Origin of the sequence: Novosphingobium beihaiense, from assembly GCF_022832375.1 — a bacterium.
Classification (GTDB): Bacteria; Pseudomonadota; Alphaproteobacteria; order Sphingomonadales; family Sphingomonadaceae; genus Novosphingobium; species Novosphingobium beihaiensis.
Map to the genome: position 1 here is coordinate 595,579 of NZ_JALHLG010000005.1, position 23,805 is coordinate 619,383.

At 61.3% G+C, this 23,805-nt stretch carries 19 protein-coding genes and 4 tRNA genes; 13 read left to right on the forward strand and 10 right to left on the reverse strand.

Features of this window, described 5'->3' with window-relative positions; genetic code table 11:
- The first annotated feature begins 21 nt into the window (after positions 1-21).
- The 4 genes from MTR66_RS06440 (at position 22) to MTR66_RS06455 (ending at position 1,477) form a co-directional block, all read left to right on the forward strand.
- Positions 22-195, forward strand: a complete 174-nt coding sequence (locus MTR66_RS06440) for a hypothetical protein (RefSeq protein WP_243918858.1) — start codon at positions 22-24, stop codon at positions 193-195.
- Positions 192-500 carry a cell division protein ZapA gene (locus tag MTR66_RS06445; RefSeq protein ID WP_243918859.1) on the forward strand — a complete coding sequence of 103 codons (309 nt, stop codon included), beginning with the start codon at positions 192-194 and terminating at the stop codon, positions 498-500. The genes MTR66_RS06440 and MTR66_RS06445 overlap by 4 nt, the downstream gene beginning before the upstream one ends.
- A gap of 153 nt (positions 501-653) precedes the next feature.
- Positions 654-1,259 carry a 5-formyltetrahydrofolate cyclo-ligase gene (locus MTR66_RS06450; protein ID WP_243918860.1) on the forward strand — a complete coding sequence of 202 codons (606 nt, stop codon included), beginning with the start codon at positions 654-656 and terminating at the stop codon, positions 1,257-1,259.
- A 2-nt stretch (positions 1,260-1,261) separates the two neighbouring features.
- A complete protein-coding gene (locus MTR66_RS06455) occupies positions 1,262-1,477 on the forward strand; it encodes a DUF2842 domain-containing protein (protein ID WP_243918861.1) in 216 nt (71 codons plus the stop codon).
- A gap of 88 nt (positions 1,478-1,565) precedes the next feature.
- On the opposite strand, the gene MTR66_RS06460 is transcribed toward MTR66_RS06455, so the two are convergent.
- The 8 genes from MTR66_RS06460 to thyA form a co-directional block, all read right to left on the reverse strand.
- Positions 1,566-1,642: transfer RNA gene (locus tag MTR66_RS06460), tRNA-Asp, on the reverse strand.
- 69 nt (positions 1,643-1,711) lie between these two features.
- Positions 1,712-1,788 (reverse strand) — tRNA-Asp (locus MTR66_RS06465).
- Positions 1,789-1,857: 69 nt separating this feature from the next.
- Positions 1,858-1,934, reverse strand: a tRNA-Asp gene (locus MTR66_RS06470).
- Positions 1,935-2,047: 113 nt separating this feature from the next.
- The gene (locus MTR66_RS06475; RefSeq protein WP_243918862.1) at positions 2,048-3,361 is read right to left on the reverse strand and encodes a dihydrolipoamide acetyltransferase family protein; all 1,314 of its coding nucleotides are present in this window, start codon (positions 3,359-3,361) and stop codon (positions 2,048-2,050) included.
- A gap of 12 nt (positions 3,362-3,373) precedes the next feature.
- The gene (locus tag MTR66_RS06480; RefSeq protein WP_243918863.1) at positions 3,374-4,432 is read right to left on the reverse strand and encodes an alpha-ketoacid dehydrogenase subunit beta; all 1,059 of its coding nucleotides are present in this window, start codon (positions 4,430-4,432) and stop codon (positions 3,374-3,376) included.
- A 5-nt stretch (positions 4,433-4,437) separates the two neighbouring features.
- Positions 4,438-5,736: a 3-methyl-2-oxobutanoate dehydrogenase (2-methylpropanoyl-transferring) subunit alpha gene (locus tag MTR66_RS06485; protein WP_243918864.1), complete on the reverse strand. Its 1,299-nt coding sequence runs from the start codon at positions 5,734-5,736 to the stop codon at positions 4,438-4,440.
- 140 nt (positions 5,737-5,876) lie between these two features.
- Positions 5,877-6,650, reverse strand: coding sequence for an enoyl-CoA hydratase/isomerase family protein (locus MTR66_RS06490; protein WP_243918865.1), 774 nt, complete (start codon positions 6,648-6,650; stop codon positions 5,877-5,879).
- 85 nt (positions 6,651-6,735) lie between these two features.
- Positions 6,736-7,671 carry a thymidylate synthase gene (gene thyA, locus MTR66_RS06495; protein ID WP_243918866.1) on the reverse strand — a complete coding sequence of 312 codons (936 nt, stop codon included), beginning with the start codon at positions 7,669-7,671 and terminating at the stop codon, positions 6,736-6,738.
- Between the two features lie 205 nt (positions 7,672-7,876).
- Here thyA and MTR66_RS06500 point away from each other — a divergent pair.
- From MTR66_RS06500 to MTR66_RS06530, 7 genes are all read left to right on the forward strand, one after another.
- Positions 7,877-7,953 (forward strand) — tRNA-Pro (locus tag MTR66_RS06500).
- Positions 7,954-8,062: 109 nt separating this feature from the next.
- Positions 8,063-9,085: an integrase gene (locus tag MTR66_RS06505; RefSeq protein ID WP_243918867.1), complete on the forward strand. Its 1,023-nt coding sequence runs from the start codon at positions 8,063-8,065 to the stop codon at positions 9,083-9,085.
- A 3-nt stretch (positions 9,086-9,088) separates the two neighbouring features.
- Positions 9,089-9,295, forward strand: coding sequence for a hypothetical protein (locus tag MTR66_RS06510; protein WP_243918868.1), 207 nt, complete (start codon positions 9,089-9,091; stop codon positions 9,293-9,295).
- 97 nt (positions 9,296-9,392) lie between these two features.
- Complete coding sequence (locus MTR66_RS06515) at positions 9,393-10,928, forward strand: site-specific DNA-methyltransferase (protein ID WP_243918870.1); 1,536 nt, start codon at positions 9,393-9,395, stop codon at positions 10,926-10,928.
- A complete protein-coding gene (locus tag MTR66_RS06520) occupies positions 10,928-13,576 on the forward strand; it encodes a DEAD/DEAH box helicase (RefSeq protein ID WP_243918872.1) in 2,649 nt (882 codons plus the stop codon). Before MTR66_RS06515 ends, MTR66_RS06520 begins: the two co-directional genes overlap by 1 nt.
- Positions 13,577-13,874: 298 nt before the next feature.
- Positions 13,875-15,623 (forward strand): hypothetical protein, encoded by a 1,749-nt coding sequence (locus MTR66_RS06525; RefSeq protein ID WP_243918874.1) that lies wholly within the window; start codon positions 13,875-13,877, stop codon positions 15,621-15,623.
- 579 nt (positions 15,624-16,202) lie between these two features.
- Entirely contained in the window at positions 16,203-18,623 is a 2,421-nt protein-coding gene (locus MTR66_RS06530; RefSeq protein ID WP_243918876.1) for a TonB-dependent receptor, read from the forward strand.
- Positions 18,624-18,705: 82 nt separating this feature from the next.
- Here MTR66_RS06530 and recG read toward each other — a convergent pair whose 3' ends face one another.
- Positions 18,706-20,763 carry an ATP-dependent DNA helicase RecG gene (gene recG, locus MTR66_RS06535; RefSeq protein WP_243918877.1) on the reverse strand — a complete coding sequence of 686 codons (2,058 nt, stop codon included), beginning with the start codon at positions 20,761-20,763 and terminating at the stop codon, positions 18,706-18,708.
- 67 nt (positions 20,764-20,830) lie between these two features.
- On the opposite strand from recG, the gene MTR66_RS06540 reads away from it, so the two are divergent.
- Positions 20,831-21,112, forward strand: coding sequence for an FAD assembly factor SdhE (locus tag MTR66_RS06540; RefSeq protein ID WP_243918878.1), 282 nt, complete (start codon positions 20,831-20,833; stop codon positions 21,110-21,112).
- A 597-nt stretch (positions 21,113-21,709) separates the two neighbouring features.
- Here MTR66_RS06540 and MTR66_RS06545 read toward each other — a convergent pair.
- Entirely contained in the window at positions 21,710-22,741 is a 1,032-nt protein-coding gene (locus MTR66_RS06545; protein ID WP_243918880.1) for an AraC family transcriptional regulator, read from the reverse strand.
- 20 nt (positions 22,742-22,761) lie between these two features.
- Here MTR66_RS06545 and MTR66_RS06550 point away from each other — a divergent pair, with 20 nt between their 5' ends.
- On the forward strand, positions 22,762-23,718 hold the full coding sequence (locus MTR66_RS06550) for an aldo/keto reductase (RefSeq protein ID WP_243918882.1): 957 nt from the start codon (positions 22,762-22,764) through the stop codon (positions 23,716-23,718).
- Positions 23,719-23,805: the final 87 nt, after the last annotated feature.

Below are 23,805 nucleotides of genomic sequence, written 5' to 3' on the forward strand. Positions count from 1 at the left end.
TAAGACTGTAGCCATGGCAAGATGGAGGATGCATCGATCGTGCACGCGGTTGAACGGATCGAGGCCGCATTGGCGCGCATCGAAACGGCTTCGCGCGAACAAGCTGAACTGCAGAGCAGGCATAGCCAGCTCAAGGCCGCCGTTTCCCGCTCGCTCGAAAACCTGGACAAGCTGATCGAAAGCCAGCCGCGATGAGCAATGTCATGCTCTCGATCGGCGGGCGCAGCTTTGCCGTTGCCTGCGCCGATGGCGAGGAGGCCCATGTCAGCCACCTGGGCAAGTTGATAGACGAGAAGGTGTCCGCCGCCGGTGCTTCCGGCCAGACCGAAGCCCGGATGCTCCTCTACGCTTCACTTCTGCTCGCGGACGAAGTGCACGACCTTAAAAGCGCTGCAGGAACAGCCCCCGCCTCCGATCACATGGCCGAACGGCTTACCAGCATAGCCGCGCGCATCGAAAATCTTGCAGACCTTCTTGAGGGCAGCGCCCCGAACGCCTAAATAGCGCGGGACGGGATCTGCCCGGCACGAGCCGTTCGAACATCCCTGAGGCTATAAGCAATCCAAGGGGGCTGTCCCTGCCCAGGTCCTGGCCTGACGCACATGGTCCCCACCTGACGTGAAGGCGTCAGAGGATTTCTAGGAAAACGACCCATGGTGGACCCGTCACCCCCCACTTCCCCCGCTGATGAAAAAGCAGCCCTGCGCAAGGCCTTCCGCCAGGCGCGCGCGGACCATGCCGCCAGCCTGCCGCAGAACCTTCGTGCGCTGGTGCTTAACCGCCCGCCAGCGCCAATTGCCGGGATGATGCCGGAGGGAGCGGTGGTCGGCCTCTATTATCCCACAGGCGCCGAAGCGCCGGCGACGGGATGGGCACACTGGCTTGCCGAGAATGGCAGGCAGATCGCCCTGCCCTGGTTTGCAGCGCGCGATGCGGCCATGGAGTTCCGCAGTTGGAGCAATCCCTGGGACGACGGCCTGCTGGTTCCCGGCCCCTGGCGCGCGCTGCAGCCTCCGGATGACAGCGACGCGATCGTTCCCGACATCGTCATCGTGCCCCTTCTGGCCTTTACCGCGGCCGGGCACAGGCTGGGCCAGGGCGGCGGCCATTACGACCGCTGGCTGGCAGCGCACCCCGGCGTGCGGGCCATCGGGCTTGCATGGGACTGCCAGATCGCCGAGGAACTGCCATTCGAACCCCACGATCAGCCACTGGCTGCCGTGGTGACGCCGACTCGAATCTACGAAGGACAGCCGTAACAATGCGCGAAACCCCGACATGGCGGATACCCGCGGGCGTTCTTCTGCTGGTCTTCGCGCTGGGCCTCTACGGAATTGCTGTTGCCAGCTTTGTGCCGCCGCTGATCGGTGAATGGAATGCGCTGGCGCAGACGCCTGTCTACGTCGTGCTCGGCGTGATCTGGCTCCTGCCCTTGCGGCGCTTCCTGATCTGGATGGAAACGGGGCGTTGGGGCTGAGCCTTTCCGGCGAACATTCATGGAAATAGAAAAGGCCGGGTTTCCCCGGCCTTGTTTTCTTGCTGCGTGGAATCCACTTCGTGAGAAGTGGCGCGAGTGACGGGACTCGAACCCGCGACCTTCGGCGTGACAGGCCGACACTCTAACCAACTGAGCTACACCCGCACAGCTATATCTATCGCCAGGAAAACCTGACTTTCCGCTTTCTTCCGATCTCCCGGAAGAAATCCCAAGTGGCGCGAGTGACGGGACTCGAACCCGCGACCTTCGGCGTGACAGGCCGACACTCTAACCAACTGAGCTACACCCGCACAGCTATATCTATCGCCAGGAAAACCTGACTTTCCGCTTTCTTCCGATCTCCCGGAAGAAATCCCAAGTGGCGCGAGTGACGGGACTCGAACCCGCGACCTTCGGCGTGACAGGCCGACACTCTAACCAACTGAGCTACACCCGCGTACTTTGCGGTGCGTCCGCTTGGGAGCCGCGCCACTAAGCCAGCTATCGGGGCCTGTCAACTGCCTTGCCCGGCCCTGCGCAGACTTTTTTGGCGGCGCGGAATTTTCGGCATCACCCGGCGAGAATTAAGGCCGGTGCCTCGATCAGTTTCTTGAGGTCCTGGGCGAAGCTGGCCGCGTCCCAGCCATCGACCACGCGGTGATCGCAGCTCATGGAAATATTCATGGTCTTGCGCTTCTCGATCCGTTCCATGCCACTGGCATCCTTCACGAACATCGGGCGTTCGACGATGCGGTTGGGCCCGATGATCGCAACTTCCGGGCGGTTGATCACCGGCGTGGTCGCCACACCGCCCATAGGCCCCAGAGACGTCACTGTAAGCGTGGAGCCGGAAAGCTCGGCCGGTTTCGCCGAACCGTCGCGCGCGGCATTGGCAAGGCGGGAAATCTCCGTGGCAAGCTGCCACAAGTTGCGGCTCTGCGCGTCGCGGATCACGGGGACCATCAGCCCGGCCGGCGTTTGCGCGGCCATGCCCAGATGCACCGAGCCATAACGCGTCACCACGCCCGCCTCGTCATCGTAATGGGCATTGAGCATCGGATATTTCGGGATCAGCTTGCAGATCGCCGAAATCAGGAACGGCAGCATCGTCAGCTTGGGCCGATCGCCGCGCCCTTCGTTGAGCTGCGCGCGCAGGTCTTCCAGCGCCGTGACGTCATATTCCTCGACATAGGCGAAATGCGGGATGTTGCGCTTGGAGGCCGCCATGTTCTCCGCGATCCGGCGGCGCAGGCCGATGACGCGAACCTGCTCGTCCTGCCCCTTGTGCCCGGCAGGCTGGAAACCGCCTGCCGAATTGTAGGCGAGAAAGGCATCGAGATCGGCGTGACGGATGCGGCCGTCCTCGGCCGGGCGCACCTCGCCGAGATCGATGCCAAGCCCGGCAGCCCGCTTGCGCACGGCCGGGCTCGCCATGACTTTGGCATGCCCGGCCGGGGCGCGCGGCGCCGGAGCTACCGCAGCCGGAGTGGCTGGCGCAGGGGACGGGACAGGTGTGGGTTCCGGTGCAGGCTTCGCAATGGCGACCGGCTCTTCCGCTTTCGCTGGTGCTTCGGCCACGACGGGCTGCGGCTCCGGCGCGGCAACGGCGGCCTTTTCGCTGCCATCCACCTGATTGCCCTCGCCTTCCACCTCCAGCACGACCAGCGGCGAGCCGATGGCAATCACATCGCCGGTTTCCCCGGCGACCTCGATCACTTTGCCCGCCACCGGGCTTTCCATTTCCACAGTGGCCTTGTCGGTCATCATGTCGGCCAGACGGCCGTCTTCCTCGATCACATCGCCGACCTTGACGTGCCAGGCGACGATCTCGGCCTCGGCTATGCCTTCGCCAATATCGGGAAGGCGGAATGTAAAGCGGCCCATCAGATCAATCCTTCACGAATCTGCGTTCATCAGCCGGTCCACCGCCTCGCCAATGCGGACGGGACCGGGGAAGTAAGCCCACTCAAGGCTGTGCGGATAGGGGGTGTCGAACCCGGTCACGCGCTCGATGGGGGCTTCGAGGTGGTAGAAGCAGCGCTCCTGCACGAGGCTCGCAAGCTCCGCGCCAAAGCCCGAGGTGCGGGTCGCCTCATGTATCACCAGGCATTTCCCGGTCTTTTCCACGGACTTTTCCACAGCCTCCATGTCGAGCGGCACCAAGGTGCGCAAGTCGATGATCTCGGCATCGACGCCCTTGGCCTCCAGCACCGCTTCGGCAACATGGACCATGGTGCCGTAGACCAGCACGGTCATGGCGGACCCTTCCCGCACCGTGCGGGCCTTGCCGAGCGGAATCGAATAGTAGCCTTCGGGCACCTGGCCGCCGGGATGGGCTTTCCAGGTCTTCGACGGGCTGTCGTAATTGCCGTCGAACGGGCCGTTGTAGATGCGCTTGGGCTCGAAGAAGATGACGGGATCGTTGTCCTCGATCGCCGCGATCAGCAGGCCCTTGGCATCGTGCGGGGTCGAGGGGATGACCGTTTTCAGCCCCGCGACATGGGTAAACAGCGCTTCCGGGCTCTGGCTGTGCGTCTGCCCGCCGAAAATGCCGCCGCCAAAGGGAGAGCGGATTGTGATCGGTGCGATGAACTCGCCCGCCGAGCGGTACCGCAGGCGCGCTGCCTCCGAAATAAGCTGATCGAGCCCCGGATAGATATAGTCGGCGAACTGGATCTCCGGCACGGGACGCAGGCCATAGGCGGCCATCCCGACCGCGGCACCGATAATCCCGCATTCGTTGATCGGCGAATCGAACACGCGGTTCTTGCCGTATTTCCCCTGCAGACCGGCCGTCGCGCGGAAGACGCCGCCGAAATAGCCGACGTCTTCGCCCATGATCACGATATCCGGATCGTGCGCCATCATGATATCCAGCGCGTCGTTGATCGCCTCGATCATGTTGAGCGGCCGCGTGGGCGCATCGTGGAGGCTGACGGGTTCTTCTTCCAGCATATGCCCTACTCCTTCCACTCGGGCCATTTGGTCCGGCGCTCGCGGATGGCCTGATCGGCCTGTTCGCGAAGGTGCCAGGGCAGATCCTCGAAAACGTCCTCGAACATCGTGTGAAACGGATGGTGCAACCCGTGGCCGAGGATGCCGTTCTTTTCGGCTTCCTTGGTGGCGGCGCGAACGTCTTCGGCCAGCGCGCGGTCCATTTCGGCGTGTTGCGCGTCCGACCATTCGCCCAGCGCGATCAAATGGTTCTTCAGCCGCATGACCGGATCGCCGAGCGGCCACTCCTCCGCCTCCCGGGCGGAGCGGTAAGCGCTGGGATCGTCCGAGGTGGAGTGCCCCTCCGCCCGGTAAGTGAAGTGCTCGATGAGCGTCGGCCCCTTGTTGGCCCGCGCCCGGTTGGCAGCCCATTCCATCGCGGCATAGACCGCCAGTGCATCGTTCCCGTCGACACGCAGCCCGGCAATGCCGTAGCCTGCTGCCCTCGCCGCAAAAGTCGTGCGCTCGGCACCCGCGAAGCCGGAGAAGCTGGAAATGGCCCACTGGTTGTTGACCACATTGAGCACCACCGGCGCGTTATAAACGGCCGCGAACGTCATCGCCGCGTGAAAATCGCCTTCCGCGCTCGATCCCTCGCCGATGAAGCTGGTGGCAATCCGGGTGTCGCCCTTGATCGCACTGGCCATGGCCCAGCCCACCGCCTGCGGGAACTGCGTGGCAAGGTTGCCCGAAATGGTGAAGAAGCCGTAGTCCTTCGCCGAATACATGATCGGCAATTGGCGGCCCTTCAGCTTGTCCGCGCGGTTCGAATAGATCTGGTTGATCATCTCCACCAGCGGATAGCCGCGCGAGATCAGGATGCCCTGCTGGCGGTAGCTGGGGAACACCATATCGTCCTCGGCCAGCGCAAAGGCACAGGCGACCGAGATCGCCTCCTCGCCGGTGGACTTCATGTAGAAGCTGGTCTTGCCCTGACGCTGGCCGCGATACATGCGATCGTCGAAAGCCCGGGTCAGCGCCATCATGCGCAGGATACGGCGCAGGGTCTCGGGATCGAGATTGGGATTCCAGGGCCCGACGGCCTGGCTCCCGTCATCGAGAACGCGAATCAGCCCGGTGGTAAGCGGCCCGGTTTCCCGCGCCTCGCATGCCTCGTCGGGGCGCGCGGCCGTTCCGGCTTCGGGTATCTCCAGATGCGAATAATCGACAGTGTCGCCGGGGCGGTAGCGCGGTTCGGGAACATAGAACTCAAGCGGCGGCAAATTGCCCCGCAGCTTGCCTGATCGTGCCGGACCTTCGGTCATTTTCATCCTCTCCCGTCATAGCCGGGCCGCCAGAATTCTGTGCATCAAAATTCTACGGTTGAGTTATATTATTACCCACTCCAGCAATGTCAATCATCCGGATTCCAAACGATCAGAAGCCCTCCCTTCTCTATAAACACCTAGCGCCCGGCAAAGTTCGCCGTGCGTCGTTCGAACACCGCGGCGACGCCTTCGGCATAGTCCGCCGTCCCTTTCAGCTTGGTCTGTTCGGTATGTTCGTGCCGCATCGTTTCGGCAGCCTTGCCGCCCACTTCGGACGCCAGAGTCTTCCGAATCGCCAGCAGGGCGAGCGGCGCATTGCAGGCGATCTCTTCGGCCATCACCAGAGCTTCGGCGGAAAGCTCCTCTGCCGCCACCAGCCTGTCGGCCAAGCCCCACTTCTCGGCCTCCTCGGCCTTGATGCGGTTGCCGGAGAGCATCATCCACGATGCCTTCTGTTCGCCCACGGCGCGCGGGAGCGTATAGGTAATCGCAAAGCCCGGATGGAAACCCAGCTTCACGAAATTGGCCGAGAAGCGCGCCGCCGGAGAGGCAATGCGGAAATCGGCGGCCAGCGCCAGCCCCAGCCCGGCCCCGATCGCCGCCCCCTGCACGGCCGCGATCATCACCTTCTTGCGGTTCATGATCCGGCCCGCGTTTTCATAGAACAGCGCGATTTCGCTCATGCCATCGGCGCCTTGCACGGCATCGGCGCCCGCCAGATCCGCGCCGCCGCAGAACACCTTGCCCTCGGCCGTCAGCAGAATGCAGCGGATGCCGTCATCCGTATCCATCTCGTAGATCGCGTCGGCAATGGCACAGAGCATGCCCGAAGAGGCGAAATTGTGCGGCGGCGCCGAAAAGTGAATCTCGCCCACATGGCCATGCTTTCGGGTTGTGACTTCGAACGGCACGTCGCGTCTCTCCTGCTTTCCCAATGCAGCAGGGGCTGAAGCGGCGGCCGAACCTTGTCAACCCGGCGCGGCGCCGGGCCGGAGCCTATACGGCGACCGGCGCGGAAATATGCGCGTGGGGTTCGTAATCGCGCACTTCGAAATCCTCGATCCGGTAACCGAAGATCGAATCCGGCTTGCGGCCGATCTTCAGAACCGGGCGCCCGCGCGGCACCCGCGACAACTGTTCGTGCACCAGGTGCTCATGGTTGAGATAGACATGCGCATCGCCCGCGCTCCAGACGAGTTCGCCCGGCTCCAGATCGCACTGCTGTGCCAGCATCCGCAGCAGCATCGCGGCCGAGAAGGCATTGAACGCAAATCCCAGTCCGAGATCGCAGGACCGCTGCCACAACATGCCCGACAGGCGGCCACCGGCCACATGGTACTGATAGGTCATATGACACGGCGGCAAGGCCATGCCCTCCAGTTCCGCGACATTCCACCCGGTGAATAGCAGACGGCGCGACGTGGGATTGTTCCGGATGTCATGCACCAGTTGCGCGATCTGATTGACCGGCTTTCCTTTGCGGAACAGGCCTTCGCCTGCCGGCTCGTAGGTATCCCAGTTCACCCACTGCTTGCCGTAGACAGGCCCGAGATCGCCCCAGGCATGGGCAAAGGCGTCATCTTCCAGAATACGCGCCTCGAACGCATCGCGATCGATGTCCTCGCCCGTTTCCCGGCGAAACCGGTCGAGCGGCCAGTCCGTCCAGATATGCACTTTCTGCCGGACGAGTTCGCGGATGTTGGTATCGCCCGTCAGGAACCACAGCATCTCGCGCGCGGCCGTCTTCCAGGCCACGCGCTTGGTGGTAAGCAGCGGCACCGCATCGCCCGACAGATCGAAACGCATGCTCGGCCCGAACAGCGATCGGGTGCCCACTCCGGTGCGGTCGCGCCGCTCATCCCCATTTTCCCATACCTCCCGAAGCAGATCGAGATACTGATGTTCAAAATGCGGCGCGGATACGGACGGCATGAGCTTCCCCTGTGAGAGCCCCTGCCCTACCTGCCGCACGCCCGGAGCGAAAGATGAACGCCTCGCCCGGCGCCCTGCCCCATGCCGACTTTTCCACATCGGCACGCTGCGTTGCAGGAAATGCACATTAGGCTCTTGCCACCTTCTGAATCGCTCTCTATAGGCGCGCTCCTGCCTCGGGCCGCTTCAACGCGGCACGATCGGTCGGGGAGTAGCTCAGCCTGGTAGAGCACTGTCTTCGGGAGGCAGGGGCCGGAGGTTCGAATCCTCTCTCCCCGACCAATTATTTTCCTTGAAAATCAGGTTGTTAGCGCACCGTTCCATACAGAGCGGGCCTACGGCTTTCGCGTTTTCGGCGCTCCGATCACAACTCGATCACACGGAGCAGAAAATGGCGACCATTACCAAGCGGAAGAACGGCTGGTGCGTCCAAGTGCGGCGCAGGGGATACGCGGCACGGAACAACACGTTCCCGACAAAGACAGAGGCCCGTGCGTGGGGCCGGGAGCAGGAAGCCCTGATCGACAAGGGCCAGCTTCCCATCACCGAAGTCCAGCTCAAGGTGACAAGGCTCGCACAACTCATCGAACAGTATCGCTCAACCGTTACCCCTTCAAAGCGCAGCGCGGAGACGGAACGCCTGCGGCTGGGCCGGATGATGGGCGACATGATCATGGACCGTCTGCTGATTGACCTGAAGCCGGGAGACTTCGCTGCCTACAGGGATAGACGGCTGGCAGTCGTGAAGCCGGGAACGGTAAGACGGGAACTCTACCTGTTCGCCAATGCCATTGACGTTGCGACGAAGGAGTGGGGTTATCCCTTCCGCAGCAACCCGGTTCGCCTTATCAGCCTCCCCATTGCCAATGACGCGAGGGACCGGCGCTTGGAGGGCGATGAAGCGGAAACCCTGCGCAAGGCGCTATCGGCCAGCCGCAATCCTTTCATCCTTCCCATCGTGGAACTTGCCATCGAGACGGGCTTGCGCAGGCGCGAGGTTCTGGAACTGACGTGGAGCAACGTCGACGCGACACGCCGGATCGCGTTCATACCCCAGACGAAGACAGGCCAGCCACGCACCATTCCCCTCACTGATTGCGCCCTCACCATCATCACGACTCTGACCCGAAGTGACGATGATCGCCTGTTCCCGATCACGCTCAACGCCTTCAAGCAGGCATGGAAGCGGGTCCAGAAGCGTTCGGGCCTTGAGGACCTGCGCTTTCACGATCTGCGCCACGAAGCCCTATCCCGCTTTTGCGAGCTCGGCTTGTCAGTGCCGGAACTATCGGTGATTTCGGGGCACAAAGACCCTCGTATGCTGTTCCGATATGCTCACCTGAGGGCCGATGATCTGGCACGGAAGCTGGCCGGGCGAGAATGGGGCGCAGAAGTCCGTCAGCAAGGAGCTTGAGCTATGAGCCCACATGATGACCCGAAGCCCTCATGGGAACTTCGCAGCGAGTTGGAAGGCATCCAGCGGGCGATAGAGGCGGACTTGTGCGGAGACATTGGAGAACTTCGCGTCAGAGTCGGCCAGCTACGCGCAGCGGTCGGGAGCCTTGTTATCCCGGTCTATCTCAGCGCCTTTGCCCTGAGCGCCATTGCCTATCGCCTCTGGTAGTCACGACTCTGGAAATACGGGGGGAGGCCCCTTCCCCTTCCCCCAACTTCTTGTCTATCTCCCCAGCGACCAAGAAAATTCCTGCGCTGGATGACTGATGCCGACACTTCAATGGTGGACCCGCGACGATGATGTGAAGGCGGCGGATGCGGTGCCCTATCGGCTGCTGGAAGAAGTGCCCGAGCTGGGTGCGGGCGATCCCGATGCGGGCAACATGCTCATTCAGGGGGACAACCTTGAGGCGCTGAAGGCCCTGCTGCCGTACTACGCGGGGCAGGTGAAATGCGTCTACATCGACCCGCCGTACAACACCAAGTCGGCCTTCGAGCATTACGACGACAATCTGGAACATTCGCAGTGGCTCGCCATGATCTATCCGCGCCTCGTGCTGCTGCGCGAGCTACTGGCGGAAGAAGGCAGTATCTGGGTGTCCATCGACGACAACGAAGGACACTACCTCAAGGTCATCATGGACGAGGTGTTCGGGAGGTCGAATTTCCTTTCTTCGATGATATGGAGGAAGAACTACTCTCCGAAGTCGACAGCAAGACATTTCTCTGAAGACCATGACTATCTACTGGTCTACGCTAAGAATTCCGAAAAGTGGCGCCCAAATCTAATGCCGCGAACGGAAAAGCAGAACACGGCGTACAAAAACCCAGACGGTGATCCGAGAGGGCCATGGAAAACGAGCGATCTTTCGGCCCGCAACTTTTACAGTAAAGGGATATACTCGATCACCAGCCCGAGTGGTCGGTTTATAGAGCGGCCACCGGGCGGAAACTACTGGCGCGTTGCTGAAAACAAGTTTTGGGAGTTGGATCGCGACAACCGCATTTGGTGGGGCCGGGATGGCAGCGCCATTCCACAAATCAAGCGGTTCCTGTCAGAGGTTAAGCAAGGAATAGTCCCGCAAACCTACTGGTCTTACGAAGAAGTAGGCCACACGCAGGATGCTAAGAAGGAGGTCCTCGCCCTTTCCCGTTCAGATGTGTTCATCACCCCAAAGCCGGAAGCATTGCTGCGTCGTACGCTGCATATTGCGAGCAATCCCGGCGATCTGGTTCTCGACAGCTTCCTCGGCTCCGGCACCACGGCAGCGGTCGCGCACAAGATGGGCCGTCGCTACATCGGCATCGAAATGGGCGACCATGCTGCAACGCACTGCCAGCCGCGCCTCTCCAAAGTCGTGGAAGGCGAACAGGGCGGCATTTCCGAAGCAGTCGCCTGGAAAGGCGGTGGCGGCTTCCGCTTCTTCCGCCTCGGCCCAAGCGTCTTCGATGACCAAGGGCAAATCCGGCCCAACATCGAGTTCGACACGCTGGCGGCGCACGTCTGGTTCTCCGAGAAGGAAAAGCCATGGGAGCAGCCCAGCCGCAAGGGAACCGTTCTGGGCATCAAAGACGGCAAGGCTCTGGCCCTGCTCTACAATGGCATCCTCAAGGATCGTTCGGTCGATGGCGGCAACGTCCTGACCCGCGCCACACTGAAGGTCATTCGGCAAGACCTGCCCGAAGGCTTCGACGGGCCGCTTATGATCTATGGCGAACGCTGCATCCTTTCCGACGCCACCCTGGAACGCGAGAAGATCACCTTCAAGCAGACCCCCTATGACGTGAAGGCCCGCGCCTGATGGAACTCAAGACCTACCAGAAGGCCGCGCTTGGCACGCTGCGCGATTACCTTGCCGAAGCCCGCGTTACCGGCCCTGTGGAAGCCTACAGGACCGTGACAAGCCAGCCTGAGATACAGCAGCGTCTAGGGGCCTATCTCACGCCCTATCGGCCCTTAAAGGAACTGACGGACGCCCCCTACGTCTGCCTGCGTCTGCCTACCGGCGGCGGGAAGACCATCCTTGCCGCGCACAGCATCGACGCTGCGCGGGAGGCATGGATCGAAAAGGACTATCCGCTGGTCCTTTGGCTGGTCCCCACCACCACGATCCGCAAGCAGACCGTGGAGGCCCTGAAGAACCCGCGTCATCCCTATCGGAAAGTGCTGGACAATGCCTTTGGCGGCAAAGTGCGCGTGGTCGACATTGGCGATTTCGCCCAGCTCACCCCCCATGACCTGACCGCCAACTGCTGCGTCATAGTTGGCACCATCCAGACCCTGCGTGTGTCGAACACCGAAGGGCGCAAGGTCTATGCCCATAACGAGGCACTGGAACCCCACTTCGCAGCAATCCCGAAGAAGGCCCCCGGCCTTGAGAAGATCGAGGACGATAAGAAGGGCGCGGGAACCATCCGCTACTCCTTCGCCAATTTGCTCCACCTCCACCGCCCCTTGATGATCGTCGACGAAGCGCATCAGGCGGTCACGGGCCTCTCGCAGGAAATGCAACGGCGAGTGAACCCCACGGCCATCATCGAGTTCACCGCGACTCCTCGGCTCCAATCCAACCTGCTCCACTCCGTCACCGCGCAGGAGCTGAAGAACGAAGACATGATCAAGCTGCCGGTCATGCTGGCCGAGCATCCAACATGGCAACAGGCGGTCGACGGGGCGATCCTGAAGCGTCAGGAGCTACAGGACATTGCGGAGACGGACGCACGGTACATCCGTCCCATCGTCCTGTTTCAAGCTCAGAACAAGAACCAGACCGCCAACGTCGATACCCTGAAGCAGTACCTGCTGGACGAAGGCATAACCGAAAACCGCATCGCCATCGCAACCGGCGATCAGCGCGAACTGGATGACGTGAACCTGTTCGACCCTGCCTGCGAGGTCGACTTCGTAATCACGGTGGAGGCCCTGAAGGAAGGCTGGGACTGCTCCTTCGCCTACGTCTTTTGTTCCCTCGCCAACATCGAAAACGCGACCGATGCCGAACAGCTTTTGGGACGCGTTCTACGGATGCCGTACGCGAAAGCGCGGAAAGACCCTCGGCTCAACAAGGCCTACGCGCACCTAGCTTCCCCGAGCTTCTCTGCTGCGGCGATGGCCCTGCGCGACAAGATGGTGGCGATGGGCTTCGACGAAACCGAAGCCACTCAGAACATCCAGCCGCAGCAGGGCGACCTCGACACTGGTCTGTTCGGCCCTCAGGCTCGCCCCAAACCCTCCATCACCGTCAACGTAGACCTGAGCGAAGAAGACGAGGCGTTGTTGCGCGACGTGGCTCCTGAAAAGGTCCAAGTCTCGACAACTGATCAGGGCAAGGTCATTCGCGTCGTTGGCTTCCTGACCCCCGATGAGAAGGCCAAAGTTCGTGCCGCCATCCCCGGTGCGGTGGCGAACAAGGTCAAGGAAGCTCTGGACACTTACGAGGCCGAGAACGCGGCCCGTATGTCTCCTGCGGCAAAAGGGCTCACCTTCACCGTGCCCGCTCTCATGGTCCACGTTCAAGGCGAGCTTGAGTTGGCCGAAACGGACCTGCTGATGGAGCATTGCAACTGGTCGCTGCTTAGCCATTCAGCCCAGCTTGACGGTTCGGCTTTCGACGTGAAGCAAACAGCCAATACCTTCGAGATCGACCTAGACGGGCGAAAGGTCACAGTGTCCAGCCGTGATCCCGAAACCCAGATCAGTTTCGACGTAGACGTGGAAGGATGGACCGAAACCGGATTGGTCCTGTTTCTCGCCAAACAGGTTCGAGAGGCTGACCTGAGCCCCACGGAACTGATCGAGTGGCTGACCAAGGCCGTGTCGCATCTGACGGGAGCGCGGGACCTGCCTCTTCCGGGTCTGATGCAGTGCAAGTACGTCCTTGCCCGCAAGCTCAAGGAGCGTGTGGCCGAAATCAGGAAGAAGGAACGGGGCGACCTCTATCAGGCCAGTCTTTTCGGAAGCGAGGCGCAGCCTGAGATCAGCTTCGAGAACGGCTTCACCTTCAAGGACGGCATGTTCGGAGGCGTGAAGCTCTACCACGGCGGCTACGAGTTCCAGAAGCATTTCTTCGGCCCGGACCATATTCCCGCCTTCGACGGCAAACCGGGAGGCGACGAGGAACAGTGCGCGAAGGAACTCGACAACCTGCCTGCGGACATCCTCAAGCATTGGGTCAGGAACGTCTCACAACATCAGGACGCCCTGTGGCTCCCGCTGGCCGAAAACCGCTTCTACCCTGACTTCGTGGCCGAGCTGACCGATGGGCGGCTCTTGCTGATCGAGTACAAGGGCGGGCACATCGTCACCTCGGACGACACGAAGAACAAGGTGGCCGTGGGCAGACTCTGGGAGCAGACCATGAACGGCAAGGGTCTGTTCCTGCTGGTCGAGAAACTGGTCGACGGTAAGCCTCCGAGGGAGCAGATACTGGCGAAGATCAAGGGAAGCTGAACTTCCGGGCAAGCTCCCGCCTCTCAGACCTTGGACAACAACAACCAGAGCTGGCCTTTACCGGCTTTTTTGAAGACCCCTTCCTGTTTCCGGCTCAGGGTAGTCGAAGGCAGGGAAAGGGGACCCTATTTCGTCGACCAGAGCAGGACCTTCTCCTTCCCCTCAGGTGAACGAAGGGGGATGCAGAAAAGTGGACCCGTTCCTATTAAGAGATAGGCAATCAACAACTTTTAGACGGCTCAAGGCAGCGCAAGCCTTCCCTGTATCTCTTCAGACATTGACCCATAAGGCACTGACAATGATCACTCTCGCAGGCATTGCCTACGATGACCTCTCCGCATATCTGACTGAGAAAGGGTCTGCTCCCCACGGCGAACAAGAAGCTGCCCTGAGAGGCTTCATGAGGGTCTTGGAGCGTGGTCTGCAAGGCGATCTGGAACGGTGCTACTACGTCCTTCCTCTCGACCCTGGCATGGGGAAGACCCGAGCCTGCATCAGCTTCGTGAAGGCATGGCGTCAGGCGGGCTATCAGCCTGCGTCCAGCATCCTGATCGGCCTATCGACGCTTGCCGAACTGGAAAAGATGATCAATGAAATGGGGCTTCTCTCCCATGAGTTCGGGGTCTTCACGAGCAAGGACGAAATGAACGTCCTTGGCCTCCCTGAGGACCGGCACGGTGAAGCAAGGGTCCTCTTCACGACACAGCAGATGATCAGAAGCAGGACCAAAGGCCGTTCCTTCGCAGATGCTGCCGAGTTCCATTACCAAGGCTCACCCCGCGCCCTGCGACTGTGGGACGAGAGTATCTTGCCCGCTGCCCATGTTGTCATGGATAGGGACACACTCAGTGGAATGGTCCGATCCTTTCGTAAGCGCCTGCCAGCGTTCGCAAACGCATTGGACACCTTCGCGGCCTCGATGGTCGCGCAGAACGATGGGGACGTGATCACTGTGCCTGACAGCTTGACCCTTGGCCCATCGTCATTGCAGCGAGCCAAGGCATCGGTCGAGACGAAGGGAGAGAAGACCCTACTCGAAAATCTGCAACAGATGATCGGTTGTCAGATGGTCCTGCGAGATCAGCCTCACGCAGGCACAGTCTTGGTCGGCTCTACACCTGTCTTGCCCGATGACTTCGCCCCTGTTGTCGTTGTCGACGCATCTGCAAGGGTCAGGACCGCATATCAGCTCTGGGCCGAACATCGTCGTAACGTCGCGATACTGCCCGGAGCGGGGCACAGCTTCCACAACATGACAATTCACCACTGGCACAGGAGCAGTGGCAAGCAAGCCCTTTTCAGTGATCTTGATCGTCGGGAAATTGCAGAAGGTATCGCAGAGGCTTGGCGACGTGATCCCAAAGGTAAGTGGCTAGTCGTTTCCTACAAGGACACCCTTGATCCCCTGAAGCTGGCCGTAAAGCATGCTATCGGCGATGAGGGGGCTCAGTTGGAATGGCTCCACTGGGGTCTACACACAAGCACCAACGCCTTCAGGGATACCGATAACATCGTGATTGTGGGTCAGTGGACCTATCCACCTGCCACCTACGAGGCGATAGCGATGGCTGCGTCTGGCTTGGGTCCTGTGGAGGCGAGCAGCCTCAACGTGCGGGACGTGGAGACAGGCGAACACGCCCATAACCTCCTTCAGGCCCTCTGCCGAGCGTCAGTTCGCAAGTCCATCCGTGGAGGTACAGCCCGATGCAACGCCTTCCTGATTACGTCCCTGTCAGACACAGAGACATTTCTCGAAACACTGTTCCCCGGCCATAGCTACGCGAAGTGGAGAGAGGGCAGCATAGCGTCGGAAGCCGTAGGCAAGGCGATGGAGCTTGTAGACGCCCACTTCGCCACCACTGGACCATCACCCATGAAGAAGAAGGACCTGAGGGACGCTGTAGGCATCAAGGATGCGTCTCACTTCACTCGCCGTGTCCTACAACAGCCTGCGTTCTTACACTTCCTTGCCTCACGTCAGCTTGAGAGCAGCGGGCAGGCCATCAAGCCAGTTGAATGCGCTTTCGATCCCATCGACGACGACTGATCGCTGGCTTATTCGAGGGTCTGGACCGGTCATCTTTAACAAGACGACGGGCAATCCCGATCACAATCGTGTCACACTGAGCTCTGTGATTGCACCATCAACCCGTATCCGCTATGATCGTTATGAGCGACAAAACGCACGCATTTTCAAGGCTTTAAGGGCCATCAGGAGACACGAAACCTACGGGTAAAACTGTCTTCGGGAGGCAGGGGCCGGAGGTTCGAATCCTCTCTCCCCGACCATTTTCATCCGCATAATGTATATCAGCCAATCCGGTTTTCCGGATTGGCTGCGGGTGCCATTCACTCTTTCAGCGTCAAGGCCCGCGAGACTCACTCCAGCGGACACAACCCGAGTCGGCACGGCATTTTCAGGTCACCGCAGCCAGCGCAAAATATGAAGCGCGAAAACGGCCTGTTACAGCCATTTGAACTGCACTTCTTCGCCGACCCGTTGCCCGGAAGTCACAGAGTATCGCTGGTACGTAATCTTCCAAGCCCCTCGTTGACTTAAAACTGAGGTGGTTTCAGTTCGTGATCGCAAGAACTGGAAATCCTGCACTACCTCTTGGGAGAGAATATGCGTCTTCTTTCGACTCTGCTGCTGTGCTCGGCGAGCGTGGCCGGTCTTTCAACACCTGCCTTGGCTCAGGATGCCGGTGCCGAAGCGAGCACCGACACTTCGTATACGGAAAACGTCATCATCGTTCAGACGCGCCGCCGCGCGGAAGACGTGCAGGATGTTCCCGCGGTCATCGATACCGTATCGGCCGACGATGTCAGCAAACTCAACATTCGCAGCTTCCAGGATGTGGCGGCCATCGTTCCGGGCCTGCAGCTGAGCACCGAAGGCAACGGTGTTGGCGGTGGCGCGAAGCTGCGCGGCGTCAACTTCGACATCACGGCCAGCGGCAACAACCCCACTGTCGAATTCTACTTCAACGACGCGCCGATCACGGCTGGTGTCATTCTTCAGCAGATGTACGACATCGGCCAGATCGAAGTACAGCGCGGCCCCCAGGGTACGCTGCGTGGCCGCGCCTCCCCGTCGGGCTCGATCACCGTCACCGCCAAGAAGCCGGACCTCTATGAATACGGCGGCTTCGCCGACATGACGGCGAACGACATCGGCACGCTGAACTTCAAGGGTGCCGTCAACATTCCCATTATCGAGGGCATTGCCGCCATCCGCGCCGCCGGTGTGTGGGACGAGAACGAAGGCACCCGCGTCCGCTCGATTTACCCCGTCAAGGATCCCTTCTCCCGGACCAAGAGCGGCCGCATCTCCGCGCTTGTTCAGCCCACCGACTGGCTGAAGCTGGAAGGCCTCTATCAGCGTCTGGACCGCAACGCCCGCGACTACGATCAGGTGGCCTCGTTCAGCGAAGCGAACCCCGATGCGCCGGCAAGCCCGCGCTACATCTCCAGCTCCGATCGCCTTTCGAACATGGAGCACGGCCGCGATACACGCCAGATTTACGACATCTACAACTGGCGGTCGGAAGTTTCCGCGCTGGGGCAGGTGCTCATCTATCAGGGGCAGCACTACACCCAGAAGCTCTCAGGCCAGGAGAATATCGACAAGGGGGACTTCTTCCCTGGCGATATCACCCGCGGCAACTATTCGAACATTTCCTCGACGTCGCACGAAGTCCGCCTGCAGAACGACGCCCGCCTGTTCGGCATGCTGGACTATGTGGCCGGCTTCTTCGATTACAAGAACTCGACCCCGACCGAACTGAGCAACCCGACCATTCTGGGGATGCCCAATCCGCTCGATCCGAGCCGGGGCATTCTTGCATCGGCCGTTTCGCCACAGCTTAGCGACGTTGTTCTCACAGACATCGAGCGCACCGGCGACTCCCACGAGCAGTCGTTCTTCGGGAACCTGACCGCGCACATCGGCGACAGCACCGAAATCGCAGGCGGTCTGCGCCACATCGACTACAAGGACACCAGCGCCCTGATCGTTGGCGGCCAGCAGATCCGCTTCGACAGGCAGGACGGCAAAAAGTGGATCTACAGCGCATCGGTGAAGCATAATTTCACACCGGATCTGATGGTCTACGTCAGCACCGGCAGTTCCTGGCGCCCGGGCATCAATGCGGTGGGTGACTTCAGCCTTGAGCAGTCTGCTCTGGAGGAAAGCTTCCAGAAACTGTCGGCCGAAACGTCGAAGTCGTATGAAATTGGCATGAAAAGCACGCTCTTCGGCGGGCGTGCCCACCTGAACCTCACGGCGTACCACCAGAAGTTCAAGAACTATCCCTATCGCGTCCCCGGTCAGGGGGTATACTTCGTCAACACCACCCAAGACCGCACCACTGGCGTTCGTACTCAGGAAGTGGCCCAGTTCAACTTCGTCGGCGCCGTGCCGGTGGAAGTAAACGGTATCGAAGGTGACCTGTCGATGGCCGTTACTGACAACTGGGATGTGAGCATCAGCGGCAGCTACTCGATCGGCAAGATCAAGAACGGCACGATCCCGTGCAACGATCTGAACGGTGACGGAGTACCCGATGCGACGGTTTCCGCTCCCAGCATTGACGAACTTCAGGCAGCCGTCGGCAGCGACAATCTCTCGGCCTGCACGGTGTCGCAGCGTTCGGGTTTCCAGTCGCCGTTTAGCGCGACGCTGACGTCGGAATACCGTATTCCCGTTTCGGACTCCATCGACGCCTATGTCCGCGGACTGCTGAACTTCAACGGCAATTCCCGTGTCGATCCAACAAATATCTACGACGATGTCGGCTCTTATGGGCTGTTCAACCTCTACACCGGCGTCCGCTCGACGGACGGGGCATGGACAGTCTCGCTCTTTGCAAAGAACCTGTTCGATACCACCAAGACGCTGACCCGAACCGATCCGCTGTTCACGCCGTACCGCAATATCGCCGCCGGCGGTGCAGCGAGGACGTTCTCCAGCACGTATACCGGCGTGACCACGACCGCGCCGCGCGAGTTCGGTATCAACGTGCGTTACGCTTTCGGTTCGCGCTGATCGCCGCTGACGGCGGCACAGTCAGACTGACGACGGGGCGGGGGATCGAGAGGTTCTCCGCCCTTTCTCTTGGGACGTTGCGTTATCCGCCGCGCAGAAGCTGCACGCCCCAGTCGCGTTCGAACAGGTAAAGCAGCAGCCGCGCCGCTTCTCCGCGCGCTCCGGACAGGCCGCCGTCGCGCTCCATCAACAGCCGGGCGTCGTCGTGCGCCATGGGCAGCAGCTTCTGGATCTGCTCCAGACTGGCGATGCGGAACGGCGTATCCCCCGATTGCCGGGTACCGAGCAGCTCGCCACCGCCGCGCAATTCGAGATCCTCTTCCGCCAGCCGGAACCCGTCCTGCGTCTCGCGCATCAGGGCGAGGCGCTGGCGGGCCGTTTCCGACAGCGAAGCGCCGCGCAGCAGCAGGCAAGTCGATTTCTCGCTGCCCCGCCCGACACGACCGCGAAGCTGGTGGAGCTGGGCAAGGCCGAAGCGCTCGGCCTGCTCGATCACCATCAGCGTGGCATTCGGCACGTCCACGCCCACCTCGATCACCGTCGTTGCCACCAGCAGCCTGGCCTCGCCCGCCGCAAAGCGCTCCATCGCTGCATCCTTGGCTTCGGGCCGGAGCTGGCCGTGGACCAGCACGACCTCATCCCCGAACCTCTCTTTGAGCGCCGCATAGCGAGCCTCGGCCGCGGCGATATCGTCGGTTTCGCTCTCCCGCACCATCGGGCAGACCCAGTAGGCCTGCTGGCCGGTCTCGAAATGCCGCGCCAGCGCTCCGGCGACATCGTCGAGCCGCTCCACCGAAACGACGCGGGTATCGATCGCCTGCCGTCCGGGCGGCAATTCATCGAGCCGCGACACGTCCATCTCGCCGTACTGCGCCAGCGTCAGCGTGCGCGGGATCGGCGTCGCCGTCATCGCCAGCGTATGCGGCGTGCGGCGTCCCTTGCGTGCGAGCATCAGCCGCTGGCCGACGCCGAACCGGTGCTGCTCGTCGATCACCACCAGCGCCAGATTGCGGTACTCCACCGTGTCCTGAAAGATCGCGTGCGTGCCCACCACGATCTGGATCGAACCATCGACGAGGCCCATCAGGATCGCCTCGCGCGCCTTGCCCTTGTCCCGCCCGGTCAGCAGCGCGATCTCGACACCGGTGCCTTCCAGCATCTTGCGCAAGGTCTCGTAATGCTGCCGCGCCAGAATTTCGGTCGGCGCCAGCAGCGCCGCCTGTGCCCCCGCCTCCACCGCGATGAGCATTGCCGAGAGCGCCACCACCGTCTTGCCCGAGCCGACATCGCCCTGCAGCAGCCGCAGCATCGGCGCGGGCTGTGCCATGTCGCCCTCGATCTCTGCAATCGAGCGTTTCTGAGCCCCGGTCAGCGCGAAAGGCAGCCGCAGCTTGCCGCGCAGCGCGCCGTCCCCGGCCAGCGGCGTACCGCGCTGCGCGCGGTTGCTCTGCCGCACCAGCATTAGCGCCAGCGCATTGGCGAGCAGTTCGTCATAGGCCAGCCGGTCGCGCGCCGGAGCATTCGGCCCCTTGTGCGCCTCGCGCAGGGCCGTGCGCCAGTCGGGCCAGTCCTCGCGCGCCAGCAGGCCGGGCTCGATCCATTCGGGCAGCTCCGGCAAGGCCTTGAGCGCCTGCGCCGCCAGCCCGGCCACCCTCCCCTGCGTCAACCCTTCGGACAGCGGATAGACCGCCTCGCGCAATTGCCCGAGCGGCGCCGAGGCACTGTCCGACACATGCTCGGGATGCACGATCTGCAGCATCTGCCCATACTGATCGAGCCGCCCCGCCACCCAGCGGCTCTCTCCCACCGGCAATTGTTTCTTCGCCGTGTAGGAGGCCCGGCCGAAATACGTCAGCGTGCAGACATTGCCCGCGCCGTCCTCCGCCAGCACCCGGAACGGTCCCCGGCCGGAGGGGGAACGATGTTCGCGCACCGTCAGCGCGACGACGATATTCTCCCCCACCCCGGCTTCGTCGAGGTTCGTCACCGCGCGCCGCTCCACGAACCGGTCGGGCAAGTGATAGGCCACGTCCTTGATCCGCGCGAGGCCAAGCTTTTCCAACGGGCGCCGCAACTTGGGCCCGACACCTTCGAGAGCGTCTATTTCGACGAACAGGGAATTGAGCGCTTCAGGCCGCATGGAGACGCTCTTAGCGCCATGCGGCGCCACTTGCCATGCCACGCGTGCTGGCTTACCGCGCGGGGCCATGACCGAGCTTGCACCCAAGAACGCTGAACGCCTTGCCCGCCTGAAGTTCCGCGCCTGGCATCGCGGCACGCGCGAGGCCGACTACATGATCGGCTGCTTTTTCGACCGCTTCCACGCCGAATGGTCGGACGCCGATATCGACCTGTTCGAAAAGATGATCGAAGAGGAAGACGTGGACATCATGGCCTGGGCGCTCGGCACGCAGTCCATCCCCGAGGAATATCGCGGCCCGCTGGTCGAGCGGATGATGAAGCTCGATTACGTCGAGATCCCGCGCTGAGGCCGAACCTCACGAAGTTTGTCCACATAGGCGCAGTTAGATTTTCCAACGTTTTATTTTAAAACATAGGCTTACGCAGCGGAAAACTTCACGCTGCCGCTGCTGATCGCCAACGATGTCAAAGAACGCGGCCTGCATCGGGACCGCCGGGAGTCTGGCAGGTTTTGGCGGAGTAGGAAAATCTGCCCCTTTTCTTTGTCATTGCTAGGGCGTGATCATTTTACTTTGAATCGTCATTGCGAGGCCCGCAGGGCCGTGGCAATCCAGAGCGCAGTGGCATCGCCCTGGATTGCTTCGCTTCGCTCGCAATGACGAGCGTTTCATTCAAAGATGATCACGCTCTAGTGGCGAAGCCGAGCGGCAATCCCGAGGCAGGCAGACGCCGCCTTAGCGGACTTGCGTTTCATTCCGGGGAATGGCTGGAATGGGCCGGTTGCGAAATGGCGGGTTTTGGCCGGACTGACCGCAAAGCTTACAATTCGCATACCAACCACATCTTGGCTTCCACGCGCCAAAAACAAGCTGGAGCTGAGCCTGGCAGCAGACGGGCTTTCTCCATCCCGAAGAGCGTTGCCAGGACCTATGTGGAGAAAAAGCTCAAAACACGTATTCGACAGGCCCGTTGGATGCGGCCTGCATCCGCGCTGCATCCCTGGAGGGAGGGAGACCAAATAATCTGGAATACTCACGGCTGAATTGCGATGCGCTTTCGTATCCGACCGCATACGCCGCCCGCGTTGTATCCGTGCTCGTGACGAGCAGCCTCCGCGCCGCCTGCAGCCGTAACGTCTTCTGGTATTGCAGCGGACTCATGGACGTTGCAGCCTTGAAATGGCGATGGAACGAGGGAACGCTCATACCGGCAATCGAAGCCAGCATTTCCGTTCGCAGCGACTGATCAAGATTTTGCCTGATCCACGCAATGGATCGCCGGATATTTCCAAATCCATTTCCTTGCTGGATGGCTTGCCGCAGCATGTCACCATGGCCGCTCTGCAGCAGACGGTACAAGACCTCTCTTTCCCGGCCTGCACCGAGTGCACTGATGTCCTCTGGTTGTTCCAGAAGCATCAGCAACCGTTCGATGGCCTCCAGCAAGTCGGCCGTTGCCGGCGCTGTGCGGAATCCACTATGAACGTTTGCTCTCTTCTGCTCCGGCGCAATATCGCCGACAAGCGCGGCGAGAGCATCATGGTCGAGCTTCAGTGCCACCGCGATGTACGGCTTTTCGGCGTCCGCTTCGAGCACAGAGCCCATAGCAGGCAATTCGATCGTCGAGGCAAAACAGCTTGCGGGTTGAAAACGCAAGACATGCCCGCCAATCAACACCTCCTTAACGCCCTGCAGGACGACACAAATCATCGGGTCATTCAGCGTTGCCGCCGGAACAGTTCGACGGAACGAGACGGCAAGAAACAGGTTGGGAACCGCCGTCGCTCCATCCGGACCGGGGGCGTGGCCAAGTACCCGTTCGCGCATACGAATTAGAAGCTCTTCCATGCCGTAAAAATACAGCATCCCCGCCCGCGCTGGAAGGCGCGCGATAGGATCAGGCAAAAGATTGAGAGGTTCCGGAATGCGTGCGGCGGCCTTGCTCGATACCTTTGAAAGGAACGCACGAACGTTCAATCGATCAGGAGCTGAAGCGAATGTTTGCGAAGCGGATGCTAGGCAAAGGCGGCCCGCAGGTCTCTGCGATCGGTCTGGGCTGCATGGGCATGTCGGAATTCTATGGCCAGATCGATCGTGGCGCAGCGATCGGCACAATCCACGCAGCGCTCGAAGCGGGCATCACGCTTTTCGATACCGGTGATTTTTATGGCATGGGCGACAATGAAATGCTGCTGGCCGAAGCGCTGGACGGAAAGCGGGAACAGGCCTTCATTCAGCTCAAATTCGGCGCGCAAAGGGGGCCGGATGGTACGTTTATCGGTGTCGATGCGCGTCCTCACTCGGTCAAGACGGCTCTGGCCTACTCTCTGCGGCGCCTGAAAACCGATTATGTCGATCTCTATCAGACGGGGCTGGATCCCCAAGTGCCGGTCGAAGAAACAATCGGGGCGATTGGCGATATGGTCCAGCAGGGCTATGTGCGCCACGTCGGTATCACCAATGTCGACGCGGTTACGATCCGCCGGGCGCACAAGGCCCATCCGATCACCGCGCTCCAGTTTGAATACAGCTTGATGTCCCGCGATATGGAGCATGGGATACTCCCGGTTTGCCGTGAGTTGGGCATCGGGGTCACGGCCTATGGCGTTTTGGGCAGAGGCTTGCTTACTGGCAGCAAGGGAAGCGGGGACGGCGATTTTCGCAACATTCTGTTCCCGCGTTTTCAGGGTGAAAACCTCGCGCAAAATGAACGCCTGGCGGCGGCGCTGGCCAAGGCCGCGGATAAACAAGGGATCACTGCGGCGCAGGCAGCCATTGCCTGGGTGGCAAGTCAGGGACCGGACATCATTCCGCTTATCGGTGCGCGCACTGTTGAACGGTTGAACGAAGGGCTCGCCGCGCCGTTGCAGCTACCGAAAGCCGTCCTGGCCGAAATCGAAACGGCCGTCCCGCCGGAAGCGGTCGGCGGGGGGCGCTTTATGGTCCCGCACTGACACAGGGGCGAAGCCGACGTCTCGGTACAGCGCCCTAGGCGTCGTCCCCCTTCCCGATTGAAATTCCCGCGCGACCCGCTATTTCCG

Coding starts and splice junctions, on each gene's coding strand:
- MTR66_RS06440 (WP_243918858.1), top strand. CDS start 22: ATGGAGGATGCATCGATCGTGCACGCGGTTGAACGGATCGAGGCCGCA.
- MTR66_RS06445 (WP_243918859.1), top strand. CDS start 192: ATGAGCAATGTCATGCTCTCGATCGGCGGGCGCAGCTTTGCCGTTGCC.
- MTR66_RS06450 (WP_243918860.1), top strand. CDS start 654: ATGGTGGACCCGTCACCCCCCACTTCCCCCGCTGATGAAAAAGCAGCC.
- MTR66_RS06455 (WP_243918861.1), top strand. CDS start 1,262: ATGCGCGAAACCCCGACATGGCGGATACCCGCGGGCGTTCTTCTGCTG.
- MTR66_RS06475 (WP_243918862.1), bottom strand. CDS start 3,361: ATGGGCCGCTTTACATTCCGCCTTCCCGATATTGGCGAAGGCATAGCC.
- MTR66_RS06480 (WP_243918863.1), bottom strand. CDS start 4,432: ATGCTGGAAGAAGAACCCGTCAGCCTCCACGATGCGCCCACGCGGCCG.
- MTR66_RS06485 (WP_243918864.1), bottom strand. CDS start 5,736: ATGACCGAAGGTCCGGCACGATCAGGCAAGCTGCGGGGCAATTTGCCG.
- thyA (WP_243918866.1), bottom strand. CDS start 7,671: ATGCCGTCCGTATCCGCGCCGCATTTTGAACATCAGTATCTCGATCTG.
- MTR66_RS06505 (WP_243918867.1), top strand. CDS start 8,063: ATGGCGACCATTACCAAGCGGAAGAACGGCTGGTGCGTCCAAGTGCGG.
- MTR66_RS06510 (WP_243918868.1), top strand. CDS start 9,089: ATGAGCCCACATGATGACCCGAAGCCCTCATGGGAACTTCGCAGCGAG.
- MTR66_RS06515 (WP_243918870.1), top strand. CDS start 9,393: ATGCCGACACTTCAATGGTGGACCCGCGACGATGATGTGAAGGCGGCG.
- MTR66_RS06520 (WP_243918872.1), top strand. CDS start 10,928: ATGGAACTCAAGACCTACCAGAAGGCCGCGCTTGGCACGCTGCGCGAT.
- MTR66_RS06525 (WP_243918874.1), top strand. CDS start 13,875: ATGATCACTCTCGCAGGCATTGCCTACGATGACCTCTCCGCATATCTG.
- MTR66_RS06530 (WP_243918876.1), top strand. CDS start 16,203: ATGCGTCTTCTTTCGACTCTGCTGCTGTGCTCGGCGAGCGTGGCCGGT.
- recG (WP_243918877.1), bottom strand. CDS start 20,763: ATGCGGCCTGAAGCGCTCAATTCCCTGTTCGTCGAAATAGACGCTCTC.
- MTR66_RS06540 (WP_243918878.1), top strand. CDS start 20,831: ATGACCGAGCTTGCACCCAAGAACGCTGAACGCCTTGCCCGCCTGAAG.
- MTR66_RS06550 (WP_243918882.1), top strand. CDS start 22,762: ATGTTTGCGAAGCGGATGCTAGGCAAAGGCGGCCCGCAGGTCTCTGCG.